The following is an 18334-nucleotide window of genomic DNA, read 5'->3' as shown; positions in this document are numbered from 1 at the left end:
CTTACATTCTTTATACTTTGGAGTTTGAAAATGTCTCTAAGCGTTGAAGCTAAAGCTAAAATCGTTTCTGAGTTTGGTCGTGGTACTAACGACAGCGGTTCTACCGAAGTTCAGGTTGCACTGCTGACTGCACAGATTAACCACCTGCAGGGTCACTTTGCAGAGCACAAAAAAGATCACCACAGCCGTCGTGGTCTGCTGCGTATGGTTTCTCAGCGTCGTAAACTGCTCGACTACCTGAAACGTAAAGATGTTGCACGCTACACCGCGCTGATCGAGCGTCTGGGTCTGCGTCGCTAATTCTTGCGAGTTTCAGAAAAGGGGGCCTGATGGCCCCTTTTTTCAACCAGACGGCAGCAATTCACTGGAAACTATTGTATTGTTGCTATAAATGATCTTCATTGCAGAGGTTCGCGCGGCTAATGAGAGGCTTCACCCATGGGGGTGTTGGTTGTCATTAGTCGCGAGGATGCGAAGAAGGTCGGGTTAAATCGACAGCACACCGGTGGTGTGCTGTCAAACATTTAAGAAAGGACAGAACTTTGCTGAATCCGATCGTTCGTAAATTCCAGTATGGTCAACATACCGTCACGCTGGAAACCGGCATGATGGCACGTCAGGCTACTGCTGCCGTTATGGTAAGCATGGATGACACTGCGGTATTCGTTACCGTTGTTGGCCAGAAAAAAGCTAAACCAGGTCAGGACTTCTTCCCGCTGACCGTTAACTACCAGGAGCGTACCTACGCTGCCGGTAAAATCCCGGGTGGTTTCTTCCGTCGTGAAGGCCGTCCAAGCGAAGGCGAAACCCTGATTGCGCGTCTGATTGACCGCCCGGTTCGTCCGCTGTTCCCGGAAGGCTTCGTTAACGAAGTACAGGTTATCGCGACCGTTGTTTCCGTTAACCCACAGGTTAACCCGGACATCGTTGCCATGATCGGCGCATCCGCTGCCCTGTCACTGTCTGGTATTCCATTCAATGGCCCAATCGGTGCCGCGCGCGTTGGCTACATCAACGACCAGTACGTGCTGAACCCAACCCAGGAAGAGCTGAAAGAAAGTAAGCTGGACCTGGTTGTTGCAGGTACTGAAGCGGCTGTGCTGATGGTTGAATCCGAAGCTGAACTGCTGAGCGAAGACCAGATGCTGGGCGCTGTGGTATTTGGCCACGACCAGCAGCAGATCGTTATCCAGAACATCAACGACCTGGTGAAAGAAGCCGGTAAACCACGTTGGGACTGGCAGCCAGAAGCAGCAAACGACGCGCTGAACGCACGCGTTGCAGCTCTGGCAGAATCTCGTCTGAGCGATGCATACCGCATCACTGACAAACAGGAGCGTTACGCTCAGGTTGACGTGATCAAATCTGAAACTATCGCGACGCTGGTTGCTGAAGACGAAACGCTGGACGCTAACGAACTGAGCGACATCCTGCACGCAATCGAGAAAAACGTTGTTCGTAGCCGCGTACTGGCAGGCGAGCCGCGTATCGATGGCCGCGAAAAAGACATGATCCGTGGTCTGGATGTGCGTACTGGCGTTCTGCCACGTACTCACGGTTCCGCGCTGTTCACCCGTGGCGAAACGCAGGCGCTGGTAACCGCGACCCTGGGTACTGCACGTGACGCACAGATCATCGACGAACTGATGGGCGAGCGCACTGACAGCTTCCTGTTCCACTACAACTTCCCTCCGTACTCCGTAGGTGAGACCGGTATGGTTGGCTCGCCGAAGCGTCGTGAAATTGGTCACGGTCGTCTGGCGAAGCGCGGCGTGTTGGCAGTAATGCCAGAAGCTGACAAGTTCCCGTACACCGTTCGTGTGGTTTCTGAAATCACCGAATCCAACGGTTCTTCTTCCATGGCTTCCGTGTGTGGTGCTTCTCTGGCGCTGATGGATGCAGGCGTGCCAATCAAAGCCGCCGTTGCGGGTATCGCAATGGGCCTGGTGAAAGAAGGCGACAACTTCGTTGTTCTGTCTGACATTCTGGGTGACGAAGACCACCTGGGCGATATGGACTTCAAAGTAGCGGGTTCCCGCGAAGGTATCTCTGCGCTGCAGATGGATATCAAAATTGAAGGTATCACCAAAGAGATCATGCAGGTTGCTCTGAACCAGGCTAAAGGTGCGCGTCTGCACATCCTGGGCGTGATGGAACAGGCGATTAACGCGCCGCGTGGCGACATTTCTCAGTTCGCTCCACGTATCCACACCATCAAGATCAATCCAGACAAGATCAAAGATGTTATCGGTAAGGGCGGTTCCGTAATCCGTGCGCTGACCGAAGAGACTGGCACCACGATCGAAATCGAAGATGACGGTACTGTGAAGATCGCAGCAACCGACGGCGAGAAAGCGAAATTCGCGATCCGTCGCATCGAAGAAATCACGGCAGAGATCGAAGTGGGCCGCGTCTACGCAGGTAAAGTGACCCGTATCGTTGACTTTGGCGCGTTCGTTGCCATCGGTGGCGGTAAAGAAGGTCTGGTTCACATCTCTCAGATCGCTGACAAGCGCGTTGAGAAAGTGACCGATTACCTGCAGATGGGTCAGGAAGTACCGGTGAAAGTTCTGGAAGTTGATCGCCAGGGCCGTATCCGTCTGAGCATTAAAGAAGCAACCGAGCAGTCTCAGCCAGCTGCTGCGCCAGAAGCACAGGCAGCAGAACAGCAAGGCGAATAAGTTGCCATTTGCCCTCCGCTTTGCGGAGGGCCTATTATCAGGCAGGACGCCTTGTTAAGCCGCCGGGGGACAGGACGTTCATCCAATAGTTGTCTTCGGGAGTGGGAAATGAAGCCTTTTTTGCGCTGGTGTTTCGTTGCGACAGCTTTAACGCTGGCAGGATGCAGCAACTCTGCCTGGCGTAAGAGCGAAGTCCTCGCAGTGCCATTGCAACCGACTTTGCAGCAGGAAGTGATTCTGGCACGCATGGAACAAATACTTGCCAGTCGGGCTTTAACCGATGAAGAACGCGCACAGCTTTTATATGAGCGCGGAGTGTTGTATGATAGTCTCGGTCTGAGGGCATTGGCGCGAAATGATTTTTCACAAGCGCTGGCTATCCGACCTGATATGCCTGAAGTATTCAATTACTTAGGCATTTATTTAACGCAGGCAGGCAATTTTGATGCTGCCTATGAAGCGTTTGATTCTGTACTTGAGCTTGATCCAACTTACAACTACGCGCACTTGAATCGCGGTATCGCATTGTATTACGGCGGTCGTGATAAGTTAGCGCAAGATGATCTGCTGGCGTTTTATCAAGACGATCCTAATGATCCTTTCCGTAGCCTGTGGCTTTACATCGTTGAGCGGAAACTCGATGAGAAGCAGGCAAAAGAGGCACTGAAACAGCGCTTCGATAAATCGGACAAGGAACAGTGGGGATGGAACATTGTCGAGTTCTACCTGGGCAACATTAGCGAAGCAACGCTGATGGAACGCCTCAAGGCGGACGCAACGGATAACACCTCGCTCGCTGAGCATCTCAGTGAAACCAACTTCTATTTAGGTAAGTACTACCTAAGTCTGGGGGATATGGACAGCGCTACGGCACTGTTCAAATTAGCGGTTGCTAACAACGTACACAACTTCGTTGAGCACCGTTATGCATTGTTGGAATTATCGCTCTTGGGCCAGGAGCATGACGACCTGGCAGAATCGGACCAGCAATAGCTGACGACATAAACATCAGCCCGTAATCTTTTGATTGCCATCACCTTAACTGGTGAGGGCGTTGTTGTTCGTCAATACACCTACTTTGAGCCGGTTCACACTTTTCAATGAAAATTGCTAATCATTTTCACGATGAGCTAAGTAGACTGGCCGCCATTAATATCGAGGCACTTGTACTACATGGCTGAATTCGAAACCACTTTTGCAGATCTGGGCCTGAAGGCTCCTATCCTTGAAGCCCTTAACGATCTGGGTTACGAAAAACCATCTCCGATCCAGGCTGAGTGTATCCCACACCTGCTTTCTGGTCGTGACGTGCTGGGCATGGCCCAGACTGGTAGCGGTAAAACTGCAGCATTCTCGCTGCCGCTGCTGAACAACATTGATCCGGACCTGCGTGCACCGCAGATCCTCGTCCTGGCTCCAACCCGTGAACTGGCTGTTCAGGTTGCAGAAGCCATGACGGAATTCTCTAAACATATGCGCGGCGTAAACGTGGTAGCCCTGTACGGCGGCCAGCGTTATGACGTGCAGTTACGCGCCCTGCGCCAGGGCCCACAGATTGTTGTCGGTACGCCGGGCCGTCTGCTGGATCACCTGAAGCGCGGTACTCTGGACCTCTCTAAACTGAGCGGCCTGGTACTGGATGAAGCAGATGAAATGCTGCGTATGGGCTTCATCGAAGACGTCGAAACCATCATGGCGCAGATCCCGGACGGTCATCAGACCGCGCTGTTCTCTGCCACCATGCCAGAAGCGATTCGTCGTATCACCAAGCGCTTCATGAAAGATCCTCAGGAAGTGCGTATTCAGTCCAGCGTAACCACTCGCCCGGACATCAGCCAGAGCTACTGGTCTGTGTACGGCATGCGCAAAAACGAAGCGCTGGTACGTTTCCTGGAAGCGGAAGATTTTGATGCGGCGATTATCTTCGTGCGTACCAAAAACGCGACTCTGGAAGTGGCTGAAGCCCTGGAGCGTAGCGGCTACAACAGCGCAGCGCTGAACGGCGACATGAACCAGGCCCTGCGTGAGCAGACTCTGGAGCGTTTGAAAGACGGTCGTCTGGATATCCTGATTGCAACCGACGTGGCAGCACGTGGTCTGGACGTTGAGCGTATCAGCCTGGTTGTGAACTACGACATCCCGATGGATTCCGAGTCTTACGTTCACCGTATCGGCCGTACCGGTCGTGCGGGTCGTGCGGGTCGTGCGCTGCTGTTCGTTGAGAACCGCGAGCGTCGTCTGCTGCGTAACATTGAACGCACCATGAAGCTGACCATTCCAGAAGCTGACCTGCCAAACGCAGATCTGCTGGGCAAACGCCGCCTGGAAAAATTCGCCTCGAAAGTACAGCAGCAGCTGGAAAGCAGCGATCTGGACCAGTACCGTGCGCTGCTGTCGCAGATTCAGCCTGTTGCTGAAGGCGAAGAGCTGGACATGGAAACCCTGGCTGCAGCACTGCTGAAAATGGCTCAGGGCGAACGTAGCCTGATCGTGCCACCAGATGCGCCGATGCGTCCTAAGCGTGAATTCCGTGACCGTGACGATCGCTTCGAACGTCGTGGCGACCGTAATGACCGCAATGACCGTGGCCCACGTGGTGACCGTCCAGAGCGTGGTGGTGAAGACCGTCCACGTCGTGAACGTCGTGACGCGGGTGATATGGAACTGTACCGCATTGAAGTGGGCCGTGATGACGGCGTTGAAGTTCGTCACATCGTTGGCGCGATCGCTAACGAAGGCGACATCAGCAGCCGTTACATCGGTAACATCAAGCTGTTCGCATCCCACTCTACCATCGAGCTGCCAAAAGGCATGCCGGGCGAAGTGCTGCAGCACTTTACGCGTACCCGCATCCTGAACAAACCGATGAACATGCAGCTGATGGGCGATGCACAGCCACGTCCAGACCGCGGTGGTGAACGTCGTGGCGGTGGTCGCAGCTTCGGTGGCGAGCGTCGTGAAGGCGGCCGCAGCGAAGGTCGCGGTGGTGAAGGTCGTCGTTTCTCCGGCGAGCGTCGCGAAAACCGCGGCCCACGTCGTGAAGAAGGCACCAGTCGTCGCCGTTTCGGTGACGCGTAAGCCTCACTCTTCTGACGTAAAGTAAAATATACAGCCCCGATACACGCTATCGGGGCTTTTTTTATTCCTTTTGTACTCTTGTACTGGTACAGTGCGTCACATTAAAATGCAGAACCGCATGATTGACTGGAGAAAAGGCTGTATGGCGACACTAACCACCACCCAAACGTCACCTTCGCTGCTTGGCGGCGTGGTGATCATCGGCGGAACCATCATTGGTGCCGGGATGTTTTCCCTGCCAGTGGTCATGTCCGGTGCGTGGTTCTTCTGGTCGCTGGCCGCGCTGGTCTTCACCTGGTTCTGCATGCTCCATTCCGGGCTGATGATCCTTGAAGCAAACCTGAACTACCGCATTGGCTCCAGCTTCGACACCATCACCAAAGATCTGCTGGGCAAAGGCTGGAACCTGGTGAACGGCCTGTCCATCGCGTTTGTGCTCTATATCCTGACCTACGCGTATATTTCGGCGAGCGGCTCGATTCTGCATCACACCTTCTCGGAGATGTCGCTGAACGTTCCGGCGCGTCTGGCAGGGTTATGTTTTGCGCTGGCTGTGGCGTTTATCGTCTGGATGAGTACCAAAGCGGTGAGCCGCATGACGGCGATCGTATTAGGCGCGAAGGTCATCACTTTCTTCCTGACCTTCGGCAGCCTGCTGGGGCACGTGACGCCCGCCACGCTGTCTAACGTCGCCGAAGTGAACACCTCCTACACGCCGTACCTGCTGATGACGCTGCCGTTCTGTCTGGCGTCGTTTGGCTACCACGGTAACGTGCCGAGCCTGATGAAGTACTACGGCAAAGATCCCCGCACCATTGTGAAGTGTCTGGTCTACGGCACGCTGCTGGCGCTGGGTCTGTATGTGATTTGGCTGCTGGGGACGATGGGCAACATCCCGCGTCCGGAATTTATCGGCATTGCCCAGAAGGGGGGTAACATCGACGTGCTGGTGCAGGCGCTGAGCGGCGTGCTGAACAGCCGCAGCCTGGATCTACTGCTGGTTATCTTCTCTAACTTTGCGGTGGCGAGCTCTTTCCTGGGCGTGACGCTGGGCTTGTTTGACTATCTGGCGGATCTGTTCGGCTTTGATGATTCTGCGATGGGGCGTTTAAAAACCGCGCTGCTGACCTTCCTGCCGCCGATTGTGGGCGGTCTGCTGTGGCCGAACGGCTTCCTGTACGCCATCGGCTATGCAGGGCTGGCGGCAACTATCTGGGCAGCAATTGTGCCGGCGCTGCTGGCGCGCAAATCACGTAAACGCTTCGGTAGCCCGAAATTCCGCGTCTGGGGCGGCAAGCCGATGATTGTGCTGATTCTGGTATTCGGCGTTGGTAACGCACTGGTACACGTGCTGTCGAGTTTTAATCTGTTGCCTGTGTATCAGTAAGACGAGGGGTTGAACCCCTCACGCCGGCCCTCTCCCATAGTGAGAGGGAGAAAAGCAAAAAACTACCCCACCAGTTCCTCTTTCACCTGCATCGCCAGTTCAAACGAATGCAAACGCGCCTGGTGATCGAAAATCTGGCCGTTAACCATAATCTCATCCGCCTGCGTTTCGCGCAGCACCGCGTCCAGCCCGTGGCGCACTTTCGATTTATCGCCTACCAGCGACATGCTCAGCGCCTGCTGCACGCCATACTGCTCGGAGGCGGACCACAGCTGATGCATATTCTCCACCGGCGGCGGAAGCTGGCCCGTCTCACCGCGACGCAGCTTCACAAACGCCTGCTGCATGGAGGTAAACAGGAATTCCGCGTCGCGATTGCTGTCGGCGGCAATGATGTTAATGCACACCATCGCGTACGGCTTCTCAAGACGCTCGGACGGTTTGAAGTTCGTGCGGTAGAGATGCAGTGCCTGATGCAGCATATCCGGTGCAAAGTGGGAGGCAAACGCAAACGGCAGCCCAAGCTGCGCGGCGAGCTGTGCGCTGTAGAGGCTTGAGCCTAACAGCCACACCGGGATCTTCTCACCGTAGCCCGGTACCGGGCGCACGTGCGGGTTCGGATCGCGCGCGTCGAACCAGTCCACCAGCTCGGCCACGTCGCGCGGGAAGTTGTCGATATCACCGCTCATATGGCGGCGCAGGGCGCGCATGGTTGGCTGATCGCTGCCGGGCGCACGACCAAGCCCTAAATCTATACGGCCCGGGTAGAGCGTATTCAGCGTACCAAACTGCTCGGCAATCACCAGCGGGGCGTGGTTCGGCAGCATTACGCCGCCGGAGCCCAGGTGCAGGGTGGTGGTATTTGCTGCCAGATAGCCAATCAGTACCGAGGTCGCGGCGCTGGCGATGCCCACCATGTTGTGGTGTTCGGCCAGCCAGTAGCGGTGATAGCCACGCTTCTCGGCCAGCTGAGCCAGATCCAGAGAGTGCGAAAAGGCTTCTCTTGCCGAGGAGCCCTGAGGGATCGGCGCCAGGTCCAGCACCGAAAACGGAATGGTTTTGTCAGTCATAACAGCTCACTTTGTCGACGGTCAATCTTTAATACTGCATTAAATAATGATAACCGTTGTTAACAAAGTGAGCCTTTTTTACGCCTGCAGCTCCAGCCCGGCGAGCCGTCTCCAGTAGCCGTTGCAGTCGCTGTTTGCCGTCAGCGGCAGCGGCGCGGCGCCGTCTTCATTGGCGCGGAAGGCGTCCAGCATCGCGAACACGCCGGTATCCAGCGGCGACAGACGAACCATATCCACCAGCCCGTCCATCGACGCCAGCTCGTTGCCGAGGTTATAGACATAGCCGCTCATGGTCTGAATACCGTTGAGGACAAACACCTGCTGATTCTCCTGCGACAGCATGCTGCGTCCGTTCGGGTACTTGATGCAGCAGGTTTCGCATTCGTCTTTCGGGCGGTCTTCCGAGCGCGCGGTGAAGCAGCGGGCGGAGTAGGCCAGCGGCAGATGGCCGTAGCTCAGCACTTCCACTTCAAACTGATTGCGAATGCCCAGCTCGTCGCACTGGTTAAGCAGGTTTGCCAGCCAGTCGCGCGAGAGTTCCACCGGCATGCACCAGCGGGTCATCCCCTGTTTGAGCAGCAGGCGCAGGGTGACGGCGTTGTAGCAGTTGAGGGCATGACCCGCGACGAACGGCAGCCTGCGTTCAGCGCACATGTTCACCACGCCCAGATCGCTCGCTTCCAGCAGGAACTCACCGTTTTCAACGTAGCGCTTCAGCTCGCCCAGTTCGGACGACGCCTGCACCAGCGCGAGCGTGGAGAGCACCACCTGTTTGCCGCTGCCGGCCAGGCCTTTCGCCATATCCAGCCAGTCGCCCACTTTGGTGGCGCGGCGCTTGCTGCACACCGCTTCGCCGAGGTAAATCACGTCGGCGCTGCTGGTCGCGGCCTGTTGGTAAAAATCTTCCAGCGTCTCTTTTGGCCAGTAGTAGAGCACCGGTCCTAATGAATATTTCATGATTTTCTCACTGCCATTTACGGTGATACGCGCCCAGCGTGGTTTGCGTGCCTTCGGACATCGAACCAAGCGTTTCCATCCAGGCCTGCTGTGGAGCGTAGTTCTGCGGGTCCGCCATGCAGCGGTCGATGGCCTGACGCCACACTTTCGCTACCTGGCTCACGTAGGCCGGACTGCGCTGACGACCTTCGATTTTCACCGAGGCAATATTGGCCGCCAGCAGTTCCGGCAGCAGCTCCAGCGTGTTAAGGCTGGTCGGCTCCTCCAGCGCGTGATAGCGCTCGCCGTCGACCAGATAGCGGCCTTTACACAGGGTGGGATAACCGGCGTTTTCACCGTCCTGGTAGCGGTCAATCAGCACCTCATTCAGGCGAGATTCCAGCCCCTGAGGGGTCTGCTGCCAGCGAACAAAGCGGGCAGGAGAGCAGGCCCCGACGGTATTCGGCGATTCACCGGTTAAATAAGAGGAAAGATAGCAGCGGCCTTCGGCCATGATGCACAGGCTGCCAAAGGCAAAAACTTCCAGCGGTACTGGCGTGACGCGCGCGAGTTGCTTAACCTGATGAATAGAGAGCACGCGCGGCAGCACCACGCGGGCCACGTCAAAGTGTTGATGATAAAAACGCACCGCCTCTTCGTTGGTGGCAGATGCCTGAACAGAGACGTGGCGCTCAATATGGGGATAGCGTTCTGCCGCATACTCAAGCATGGCGAGGTCGGCCAGGATCAGCGCATCGGCACCCAGCTGTGCCGCCATGTCCACCGCGCGCTGCCAGCGGGCGTAGCCGTCAGGATGAGCAAAGGTATTGATGGCGATATGCAGCTTGCGGCGGTGCTGGTGAACGAAGTTAACGGCTTCCTGAAGCTTCTTCTCCGTAAAGTTGAGGCCAGCAAAATGGCGGGCGTTGGTGTCATCTTTCAGCCCGATATAGACCGCATCGGCCCCATTTTCGATGGCCGCCTTAAGCGCCGGAAGGTTTCCGGCAGGGCAGAGCAGCTCCATAATTTATCCTGATGTAGTCGATCGCAAAATTGTTAACGAGCTGGGATTTTAATTAACCCATACGCGACAATTTTTGATTTAAGGCAGCTAATGGCGTATTGATGGCACCAATAATGAGGTACGACGGACGACGGTTTGTTGATTTACGCCGCTATGTTGCGCTTCGGATATGGCAAAATAGCAGGACTATAGATATCAGGGAGTAAAGCTCGTGCTGGATAAACTGCGTTCACGTCTCGTACAATTTGGACCATCAATGCTGAGCGTGCCGGTCAAGCTGGCGCCGTTCGCGCTAAAACGCCAGGTGCTGGAGCAGGTCCTGAGCTGGCAGTTCCGCCAGGCGCTGCAGGACGGCGAGCTGGAGTTCCTGGAAGGCCGCTGGTTAAGCATTGAGGTGCGTGACATCGGGCTGCGCTGGTTTACCTCCGTTGAGAATGACCAGCTGATCGTACGCGAATCCGCCGACGCGGATGTGAGCTTTAGCGCCAACGCCAGCGATCTGCTGATGATCGCCGCGCGCAAGCAGGATCCGGATACGCTCTTCTTCCAGCGCCGTCTGGTAATTGAAGGCGACACGGAGCTGGGCCTGTACGTGAAGAATTTAATGGATGCCATTGAGCTGGAGCAGATGCCGAAAGCGCTGCGCGTGATGTTAATGCAAATGGCAGATTTCGTTGAGGCCGGGCTGAAAACCCCGCCGGACGGTAAACACACTTCAGTAGGTGAGCCATGCTGATTCGAGTCGAAATTGGGATTGATGCGCCGGGGATCGATGCGTTGTTACGCCGCGCCTTTGCGAGCGATGCCGAAGCCCAACTGGTCCACGACCTTCGCGAAGACGGCCTGATTACGCTGGGGCTGGTTGCCACCGATGACGAAGGTCAGGTGGTGGGCTATGTTGCCTTCAGTCCGGTCATCGTCCAGGGCGAAGAGCTGCAGTGGGTAGGCATGGCGCCGCTGGCGGTAGATGAAAGCTATCGCGGGCAGGGGCTGGCACGCCAGCTGGTCTATGAAGGGCTGGACTCGCTCAACGAGTTTGGCTATGCCGCCGTGGTCACGCTGGGCGATCCGGCGTTCTATGGTCGATTGGGCTTTGAGCAGGCCGCGCATTACGATCTGCGCTGTCGCTGGCCGGGTACGGAATCTGCTTTCCAGGTCCATCGACTGGCGGACGACGCGCTCAACGGCGTCAATGGCCTGGTCGAGTATCACGACCATTTCAATCGCTTTTAATCAGGCTCTCGCGCAGCGCCTCAAAGGAGCCGTCTCCGGTCACGAGGCGCTCTTTCTGGCGCTTCGTCAGCTGCTTGATGCGGTATTCCAGCCTGAGCGCCAGCGATCGGTCGCCGACGGCCGCTGAGAAGGCGAGCTGTAATTCCCCTTTCCCCCGCAGCGCTTTTGCCCCTTTCCCCGTTTGATGCTGTAAAAAACGCCGCGCCACATCGGTGGTGATCCCGGTGTAGAGGGCGTTATCAGCGGTTCGGACAAGATAGAGAAACCAGCACACGGTAAACGGATTCAGTATGTTAAGGTGAACGCACCATAGCATGAGAGAGAACGAAAATGGAAACACTGGCCGCCATTAACCGCTGGCTGGCGAAGCAGCATGTTGTCACCTGGTGCGTCTGTGACGAGGGTGAAATGTGGTGCGCAAATGCGTTTTACTACTATGACCCTGAGCGCGTGGCTTTTTATGTCATGAGTGAAGACAAAACGCGTCATGCGCAGATGAGCGGCCAGCAGGCAAAGGTGGCAGGCACGGTAAACGGCCAGCCGAAAACGGTCGCGCTGATCCGCGGCGTGCAGTTTAAAGGGGAGATCCGTCGTCTGGATGGTGAAGAGAGCGACGCGCGCCGTAAGCTCTACACGCGCCGCTTTCCCGTTGCCGCTGCGCTAAAAGCCCCGGTGTGGGAAATCCGCCTCGATGAGCTGAAATTTACCGACAACACCCTGGGCTTTGGCAAGAAGCTGCACTGGTTACGCGCCGAGCAGGCGTAGCGCTTCGCGGTTAAACGCCGGGAGATCGTCCGGGGTTCGGCTGGTGATCAGCTGGTCTTTGTCGTTGACCACCTCCTGATCGTAAAACTCGGCCCCCGCGTTTTTCAGATCGATAACGATCGGTTTCACGGCGGTAAGCTTACGCCCGCGGACCACTTCTGCGCTGATGAGCAGCTGCGGGCCGTGGCAGATGGCAAAGACCGGTTTGCCGGTCGAGACAAAATCCCGCGTGAAGGTCACGAAGCGCTCGTCCCCGCGCAGGGAATCCGGGGAATGGCCGCCGGGTAACAGCAGAGCGTCGAAATCTGAAGGGCTAACGTTATCGATGGTCTCATCGATGGTCACGGTCGCTTCGCCCTTATGGCCTGTCACCGTTTTGCCCGCCTCTTTCTCAATGGTGATGACCTCATGTCCCGCCTTGCGGAACGCCTCTGCTGGAGAGGTGAATTCTGAATCTTCAAACTCGTCGGTAATCAAGACTGCGATTTTCTTGCCCATGCTTCCTCCGTTGTTTTGGCTTCAGACTGATTTTTCTCCGTTTGTGGTAAATACTTACCTGTAACAGACTTCTAAGTGTGGTCGACGACGCTGAGTTCGCAAACGGACAATTCTGTAAAGGGGAAAAGATGAGTCAGGTATTGATTACGGGTGCTACCGGGTTAGTGGGCGATCATCTGCTGCGGCTGCTGATTCAGGATCGCCGCGTGAACTATATCGCCGCCCCGACGCGTCGACCGCTGGCGGACTTATCCGGCGTCTTTAATCCGTACGATCCTCAGCTGACCGACGCGCTGGCGCAGGTGCAGGATCCCATTGATATCGCCTTTTGCTGTCTGGGCACCACGCGGCGGGAGGCGGGCAGCAAAGAGGCCTTTATCCACGCCGACTACACGCTGGTGGTGGATACCGCACTCACGGCGAAAAAGCTGGGGGCCAAACATTTTCTGGTGGTCAGCGCCCTGGGCGCCAATGCCGGATCGCCTTTCTTCTACAACAAGGTGAAGGGCAAGATGGAGGATGCGCTGATTGCGCAGAAATGGGAGCAGCTGACGATTGTGCGCCCTTCGATGCTGATCGGCCACCGGGATGAACGCCGGTTTAACGAGTCGATATTTGCCCCGCTTTTTCGCATTCTTCCCGGCAACTGGAAATCCATCGAGGCGCGGGACGTCGCGCGCGCGATGCTAAAAGAGGGGCTGGCCCCGTCGAAAGCGGGTGTTAACATTATCCCTTCGGCAAAACTGCGTGAAATCGCGCAGGGCGAGGCGTAAACTCCCCCGGCTAATAACCTAATACTCTCCGGGGAATGCTATGACTGGTCAGTCTTCATCTCAGGCGGCAACACCTGTCCAATGGTGGAAGCCCGCACTCTTCTTTCTCGTGGTCATTGTTGGCCTCTGGTACGTGAAATGGCAGCCGTACTACGGCAAAGCCTTCACCGCCGCCGAAACGCACAGCATCGGTAAATCTATTCTCGCTCAGGCTGATTCCAGCCCGCTGCAGGCGGCGTGGGACTATGCCATGGTCTACTTCCTTGCCGTCTGGAAGGCCGCCGTTTTAGGCGTCATTCTGGGCTCGCTGATTCAGGTGCTTATCCCCCGTAACTGGCTGGTGAAAACCCTCGGGCAGCCGCGCTTTCAGGGCACGCTGCTGGGGACGATTTTCTCCCTGCCGGGGATGATGTGTTCCTGCTGCGCCGCGCCCGTGGCCGCAGGGATGCGGCGTCAGCGCGTGTCGATGGGCGGCGCGCTGGCGTTCTGGATGGGGAACCCGCTGCTCAACCCGGCGACGCTGGTGTTTATGGGCTTTGTGCTGGGCTGGCATTTCGCGTTCATCCGTCTGGTCGCCGGGCTGCTGACCGTGCTGGTGGTGGCGACGCTGGTGCAAAAACTGGTCAAGGATACTGCCGCAGAACCCGCAGCCGTTGAGCTGGACGTCAGCGAGCCGCAGGGTGGCTTCTTTGCGCGCTGGGGCAGGGCGCTATGGCAGCTTTTCTGGAGCACCATCCCGGTCTATATCCTGGCGGTACTGGTGCTGGGGGCGGCGCGCGTCTGGCTCTTCCCGCATGCGGATGGCGCTATCGACAACACGCTGATGTGGGTCATTGCGATGGCCGTCGCAGGCTGCCTGTTTGTGATCCCAACGGCGGCGGAGATCCCGATTGTTCAGACCATGATGCTGGCCGGTATGGGCACCGCGCCGGCGCTGGCGCTGCTGATTACGCTGCCGGCGATCAGCCTGCCGTCGCTTATCATGCTGCGTAAGTCGTTCCCGGCGAAAGCGCTGTGGCTGACCGCAGGGCTGGTGGCGTTGAGCGGGGTGATTGTGGGCAGTATTGCGTTGATGTAAAAAAAGCCCGGTGGTGCTGGCGCTTACCGGGCCTACAAAAAAATCCCCTCAAGCGAGGGGATTTTTTTTATTTGATGTAAGTAAACGCGGTGGTGACGTGCTTCACGCCGCTCACCCGGCTGGCGATATCCGCCGCCGCTTTCCCTTCACGGTCGGTCACCAGACCCAGCAGGAACACTTCGCCGTTTTCAGTCGTCACTTTCACGTTGGAGGATTTCACCTGGTCCGAACCCAGCAGCTGGGAACGCACTTTGGTGGTGATCCAGGTATCGGAAGAGGCGTCACCCAGGCCAATTGGCTTGCCCTGGCGCACCTCGTTAAACACCTCTGTGGTCCCTTCGACGCCCATCGCAATCTGTTTCGCGCGCGAGGCGAGCTCCAGATTTGGCGCCTGGCCTGCCAGCAGCACTTTGCCCTGATAAGCCGTCACGTTGATACGCGCTTCTTTCTTGATTTGTTCGTCTTTCGACAGCGCACTGTTGACGCGCAGCTCCAGCGTACCGTCATCCACCTGTGTCCCCACGGTGCGTGGATCGGTTGCCGCTTTGGTGCCTACCGCGGCGGTACCCACAACGGCCGCAGCGATACATCCCTGAAGCAGTAATGCAGACATAAGGACTGCGAGGGTCGATAAAGCCTTCATAAGAACTCCTTAATCATCCTGGTGAGGGAAAAGCGTGTTATCGATCAAATCACATAAGCAGTTCACCGTGAGCATATGCATCTCCTGAATACGCGCGCTTCGGTGAGAAGGAATGCGGATTTCCACATCCTGCGGCCCAAGCAGACCCGCCAGCTCACCCCCGTCATAGCCGGTTAAGGCCACGATGGTCATGTCGCGGGTGACGGCGGCTTCAACGGCTTTGACAATGTCCCGGCTATTGCCGCGCGTGGAGATGGCCAGCAGCACATCTCCCGCATGACCCAGGGCTCGCACCTGCTTTGCGTAAATTTCATCATGCAGACGATCGTTAGCAATCGCCGTTAAGACCACATTATCGGTATTAAGTGCAATGGCGGGTAAACTCGGGCGTTCTGTTTCAAAGCGATTGATCATGCTGGCAGCAAAATGCTGTGCGTTGGCGGCTGACGTGCCGTTGCCACAACAGAGGATTTTGTTGCCATTAAGCAGGGATTGCACCAGCGTCATTGCGGCACGCGAGATAGCATCCGGAAGGGCTTCCGCCGCGGCAATCTGAGTCTGGATGCTTTCTGTGAAGCACACTTTAATTCTTTCGAGCACGTTATCCCTTTTAAATCTTAATTATGCGTCTTCGCCAAAAGCGTTTTTAAGCCATTCGATCTCATTTCCGGTGAAGGCTATCACATCGAACCGGCAATCCACAGTATCAAAGCTCCCATTATGGCGGGCAAGCCACAAGTGGGCAGTCTGTAATAATTTATGTTGTTTGGCGAGCGTCACGCTGGCGGCAGCACCGCCAAAACGGGAGGACTGTCGAAAACGGACTTCTACAAACACGATGACCTGACCCTCTTTCATGATCAGATCAATTTCGCCGCCGCGCCCGCGGACGTTAGCGGCGATAAAGCGCAGTCCTTTGCCTTCAAGCCAGCGACGCGCCTTTAACTCCCACGCATCGCCGGTCTTTTTACGGCTTAACTGGCCGGGACGATTTGCCCCTGCTGGTATTTGAGCCATGATAACTTCCTGTTGATCACGCAGTCCTGAGTCGCGGTCAGATCGCCGGTGTTGCCGTTAAGCTCAAAGCCCGGCACCTGACGCATCTGGGTAAAGTGGTTCGCCAGCGCCCATGCATCGACACCCATCGCATACAGACGCGCCAGCGAATAATCGTTACGTACGGTACTCAGCGCCTGCTGCATCAGCGGCGGGTTGCTGCCTGCCAGCATCGGAATTTCGCTGTACTGCAGACCGTCCATTTCCAGACGGAAATCCGGGCCTGCGGTGCCCTGCGCGCTGCGCGAGCTGGCGTAAAGCGTTGCGCCGCTCTGGCTGCCGTTACGCATCGCGATCATCGGTTTGATAAAGGCGATCTCCTGCGGCGTGGCAACGATATAGGCCGCATCCACTTTACCGCCACCGCTAATCTGCGCGTCGGTAGGCGGGGCAGGGATCGTCAGGCCGCCAATCGTCACGCCCTGCTGCTGCGGCAGGCTCGCGGTGACAGGGCTGCCGTTGAGCGCGATACCCGCTCCACCGTTTACGCCCGCGCGCAGTTCAGAGACGGAACCGAATTTCTGCTGCAGCACCACGCCGCCGCCGAGCTTCTGCCACTCATCGGCAAAGGCATTGGCCACGCGATCGCCCAGCGCGCTGCGTGGGATGAGCAGCAGCGGAGCCTGCTTACCCTGCTCGTGAATATGGCGCGCCGCATCGCGGGCTTCATCTTCAGGGGAAAGCGCGAAGTAGCAAATATTGGCCCGGTTCTGAACCTGCTCAGGCTGGTTGAGCGCCAGCACGTTCAGCGTGGTATTGCTCTTCATCAGCTCTTCCACGTTGTTTTTCAGCAGCGGACCGACAACGATGCTCGCCCCGTCCTGCTGAACCTGCGCCAGAACCTGGTCAAGCGGCTGCGAGCTGGTGTCGTAAATTTTCACCTCAGCGCCCGGGTTGGCGCTGGTGGTTGCCACGGTCTGCGGCTGCGCAGCAGGCTGGGCCGCGGGTTGTGCAGGCTGCGGTTGAGGCTGTTCTGCTGTCGCTTCAGGTGCTGGTGCCGCTTGCGTCTCGGCCGGAGCCTGAGTAGCAGGTGCTGTAGTAGCCGGGGCTGCCGCAGCAGGTGCTGCTGTAGCCGGAGGCGTCGTCGGGGCCGTCACCGGGTTTTGCATCGTACCCTGTGCCGGCGCTTGCGCCGTGGTCAGATCGCTGGTCTCCGCTGCGGACGGGCTGACCACATCATTCACGTTAGCCGACTGGGCCGCCTGCGCGGGAACCGCGCTGCCGGTTACCGAAGTGGTACCGTTTTTCGCGGCTTCAAAGCCCTGCTGAATGGTACGGCCAAACACCGCCGCCTGGCCGTTGAGCGGCAGAAGCAGGGCGATTTTGCTGGTGGACGCTGGCTTAAAGTTCTGCACGTTTACCAGCTGGGTTGGCAGCATTTTCGCCCCCGGGTTTTGCGGGTAGCGCGTCTGCCAGTCCGTAATACCGGCTTTCAGCATCTTTGGATCGCTGCGGTTGTTAAACCACATCTGCTGCAGATCCAACCAGCCCTGAAGGACGTTTTCATCGGCGTTGATGACCAGCGCCTGCGCCTGTTCCTGGGTCATCGAGGCAAGCGCTTGCCAGGTGGCATCAATATTTTTTTGCTTATCGGCACCGCCGAGCAGCGGCTCTTGCGCGACGAGGGCGCGGAGCAGCGTGAGAGAAGGACGTCCCTGCTCAGCGGTAATGCCCGCCTGCCAGAAGCGAGCCTGCTGATTTTTATCCAGCGCGCTCACGTCAATGTCACCGAGGGTCTTCTTCGCGGCGGCGTAATCTTTCAGCGCGACCTTCAGCTCGGCAGAGAGCAGGCTCTGCTCACGACGCTGGGCGTCGTTAAGATCTTTTGGCAACTGGTTAAACAGTTCGGCTGCCTGCTGGGTTTTACCCTCTTTCAGCAGTGCACGAATGGCGAGTAATTGCCAGTTGGTCTTGGTATCATTTGAACTCTGCGACATTTGTTGCAGATAAAAGCCAGAATCAGCCTGAGCAGATCCCTGAAGATGGGCGGTGCTCTGGTCAGGTGCCTGGGTGCCACAGCCTGCAAAGATCAGGGCTGCCAGCAGAAGCGGCACGCTGCGCGTGGCTTTTTTTCGAAGAAACGTTAACGGTACCATACTGTATCCAGTGATT

The 18334-nt window shown here is 57.0% G+C and carries 20 protein-coding genes; 11 read left to right on the top strand and 9 right to left on the bottom strand.

All coding sequences use genetic code 11. The features are described from left to right. Positions 1-30: 30 nt before the first annotated feature. The 6 genes from rpsO (at position 31) to mtr (ending at position 7146) form a co-directional block, all read left to right on the top strand. Positions 31-300: a 30S ribosomal protein S15 gene (gene rpsO, locus USF70_RS12975; RefSeq protein WP_003861789.1), complete on the top strand. Its 270-nt coding sequence runs from the start codon at positions 31-33 to the stop codon at positions 298-300. Between the two features lie 242 nt (positions 301-542). After that, complete coding sequence (pnp, locus tag USF70_RS12970) at positions 543-2681, top strand: polyribonucleotide nucleotidyltransferase (protein WP_024906369.1); 2139 nt, start codon at positions 543-545, stop codon at positions 2679-2681. A 108-nt stretch (positions 2682-2789) separates the two neighbouring features. After that, positions 2790-3674, top strand: a complete 885-nt coding sequence (nlpI, locus tag USF70_RS12965) for a lipoprotein NlpI (protein ID WP_023309331.1) — start codon at positions 2790-2792, stop codon at positions 3672-3674. Between the two features lie 107 nt (positions 3675-3781). Further along, positions 3782-3862, top strand: a complete 81-nt coding sequence (yrbN, locus tag USF70_RS12960; RefSeq protein ID WP_097397692.1) for a protein YrbN — start codon at positions 3782-3784, stop codon at positions 3860-3862. Continuing rightward, entirely contained in the window at positions 3855-5759 is a 1905-nt protein-coding gene (locus tag USF70_RS12955; protein ID WP_320735687.1) for a DEAD/DEAH family ATP-dependent RNA helicase, read from the top strand. The genes yrbN and USF70_RS12955 overlap by 8 nt, the downstream gene beginning before the upstream one ends. 142 nt (positions 5760-5901) lie before the next feature. Beyond that, positions 5902-7146 carry a tryptophan permease gene (gene mtr / locus USF70_RS12950; RefSeq protein ID WP_143346436.1) on the top strand — a complete coding sequence of 415 codons (1245 nt, stop codon included), beginning with the start codon at positions 5902-5904 and terminating at the stop codon, positions 7144-7146. A gap of 62 nt (positions 7147-7208) precedes the next feature. Here mtr and USF70_RS12945 read toward each other — a convergent pair whose 3' ends face one another. From USF70_RS12945 to ubiU, 3 genes are all read right to left on the bottom strand, one after another. Further along, on the bottom strand, positions 7209-8216 hold the full coding sequence (locus USF70_RS12945; protein ID WP_047060267.1) for a luciferase-like monooxygenase: 1008 nt from the start codon (positions 8214-8216) through the stop codon (positions 7209-7211). Positions 8217-8294: 78 nt separating this feature from the next. Then, positions 8295-9173 carry a U32 family peptidase gene (locus USF70_RS12940; RefSeq protein WP_033146738.1) on the bottom strand — a complete coding sequence of 293 codons (879 nt, stop codon included), beginning with the start codon at positions 9171-9173 and terminating at the stop codon, positions 8295-8297. A gap of 7 nt (positions 9174-9180) precedes the next feature. Next, entirely contained in the window at positions 9181-10176 is a 996-nt protein-coding gene (gene ubiU, locus USF70_RS12935) for a ubiquinone anaerobic biosynthesis protein UbiU (protein ID WP_023309326.1), read from the bottom strand. A 211-nt stretch (positions 10177-10387) separates the two neighbouring features. On the opposite strand from ubiU, the gene ubiT reads away from it, so the two are divergent. Next, a complete protein-coding gene (gene ubiT / locus USF70_RS12930; protein ID WP_029739636.1) occupies positions 10388-10912 on the top strand; it encodes a ubiquinone anaerobic biosynthesis accessory factor UbiT in 525 nt (174 codons plus the stop codon). Then, complete coding sequence (locus tag USF70_RS12925) at positions 10906-11409, top strand: GNAT family N-acetyltransferase (protein ID WP_023309324.1); 504 nt, start codon at positions 10906-10908, stop codon at positions 11407-11409. Before ubiT ends, USF70_RS12925 begins: the two co-directional genes overlap by 7 nt. On the opposite strand, the gene USF70_RS12920 is transcribed toward USF70_RS12925, so the two are convergent. Next, positions 11396-11725, bottom strand: coding sequence for a GIY-YIG nuclease family protein (locus tag USF70_RS12920; protein WP_023309323.1), 330 nt, complete (start codon positions 11723-11725; stop codon positions 11396-11398). The two genes, USF70_RS12925 and USF70_RS12920, sit on opposite strands and share 14 nt — an antisense overlap. Positions 11726-11739: 14 nt before the next feature. Between USF70_RS12920 and USF70_RS12915 the strand changes: the two genes are divergently transcribed. Then, the gene (locus USF70_RS12915; protein ID WP_064673362.1) at positions 11740-12174 is read left to right on the top strand and encodes a YhbP family protein; all 435 of its coding nucleotides are present in this window, start codon (positions 11740-11742) and stop codon (positions 12172-12174) included. Here the strand turns inward: USF70_RS12915 and USF70_RS12910 are convergent. Next, positions 12154-12672: a type 1 glutamine amidotransferase domain-containing protein gene (locus USF70_RS12910; protein ID WP_023333577.1), complete on the bottom strand. Its 519-nt coding sequence runs from the start codon at positions 12670-12672 to the stop codon at positions 12154-12156. The genes USF70_RS12915 and USF70_RS12910 overlap by 21 nt on opposite strands. 128 nt (positions 12673-12800) lie before the next feature. On the opposite strand from USF70_RS12910, the gene USF70_RS12905 reads away from it, so the two are divergent. Beyond that, positions 12801-13445, top strand: a complete 645-nt coding sequence (locus tag USF70_RS12905) for an NAD(P)H-binding protein (protein WP_320735686.1) — start codon at positions 12801-12803, stop codon at positions 13443-13445. A 40-nt stretch (positions 13446-13485) separates the two neighbouring features. Further along, positions 13486-14523, top strand: coding sequence for a permease (locus USF70_RS12900; protein WP_064673360.1), 1038 nt, complete (start codon positions 13486-13488; stop codon positions 14521-14523). Between the two features lie 67 nt (positions 14524-14590). Here the strand turns inward: USF70_RS12900 and dolP are convergent, their stop codons facing one another. From dolP to USF70_RS12880, 4 genes are read right to left on the bottom strand one after another with little or no spacing between them, the layout of a single operon-like run. Further along, complete coding sequence (gene dolP, locus USF70_RS12895; RefSeq protein ID WP_029739641.1) at positions 14591-15166, bottom strand: division/outer membrane stress-associated lipid-binding lipoprotein; 576 nt, start codon at positions 15164-15166, stop codon at positions 14591-14593. Between the two features lie 9 nt (positions 15167-15175). Beyond that, positions 15176-15766: a DnaA initiator-associating protein DiaA gene (gene diaA, locus USF70_RS12890; protein ID WP_003861754.1), complete on the bottom strand. Its 591-nt coding sequence runs from the start codon at positions 15764-15766 to the stop codon at positions 15176-15178. A gap of 21 nt (positions 15767-15787) precedes the next feature. Further along, the gene (locus USF70_RS12885; RefSeq protein WP_320735685.1) at positions 15788-16183 is read right to left on the bottom strand and encodes a YraN family protein; all 396 of its coding nucleotides are present in this window, start codon (positions 16181-16183) and stop codon (positions 15788-15790) included. After that, positions 16141-18318 (bottom strand): penicillin-binding protein activator, encoded by a 2178-nt coding sequence (locus USF70_RS12880; protein WP_320735684.1) that lies wholly within the window; start codon positions 18316-18318, stop codon positions 16141-16143. Before USF70_RS12880 ends, USF70_RS12885 begins: the two co-directional genes overlap by 43 nt. Positions 18319-18334: the final 16 nt, after the last annotated feature.

It is taken from the genome of Enterobacter sp. 237C8, assembly GCF_034106865.1.
GTDB lineage: Bacteria > Pseudomonadota > Gammaproteobacteria > Enterobacterales > Enterobacteriaceae > Enterobacter > Enterobacter asburiae_B.
The sequence above is the reverse complement of the archived record's forward strand: the minus strand, read 5'-3'. Positions and strand labels throughout refer to the sequence as shown.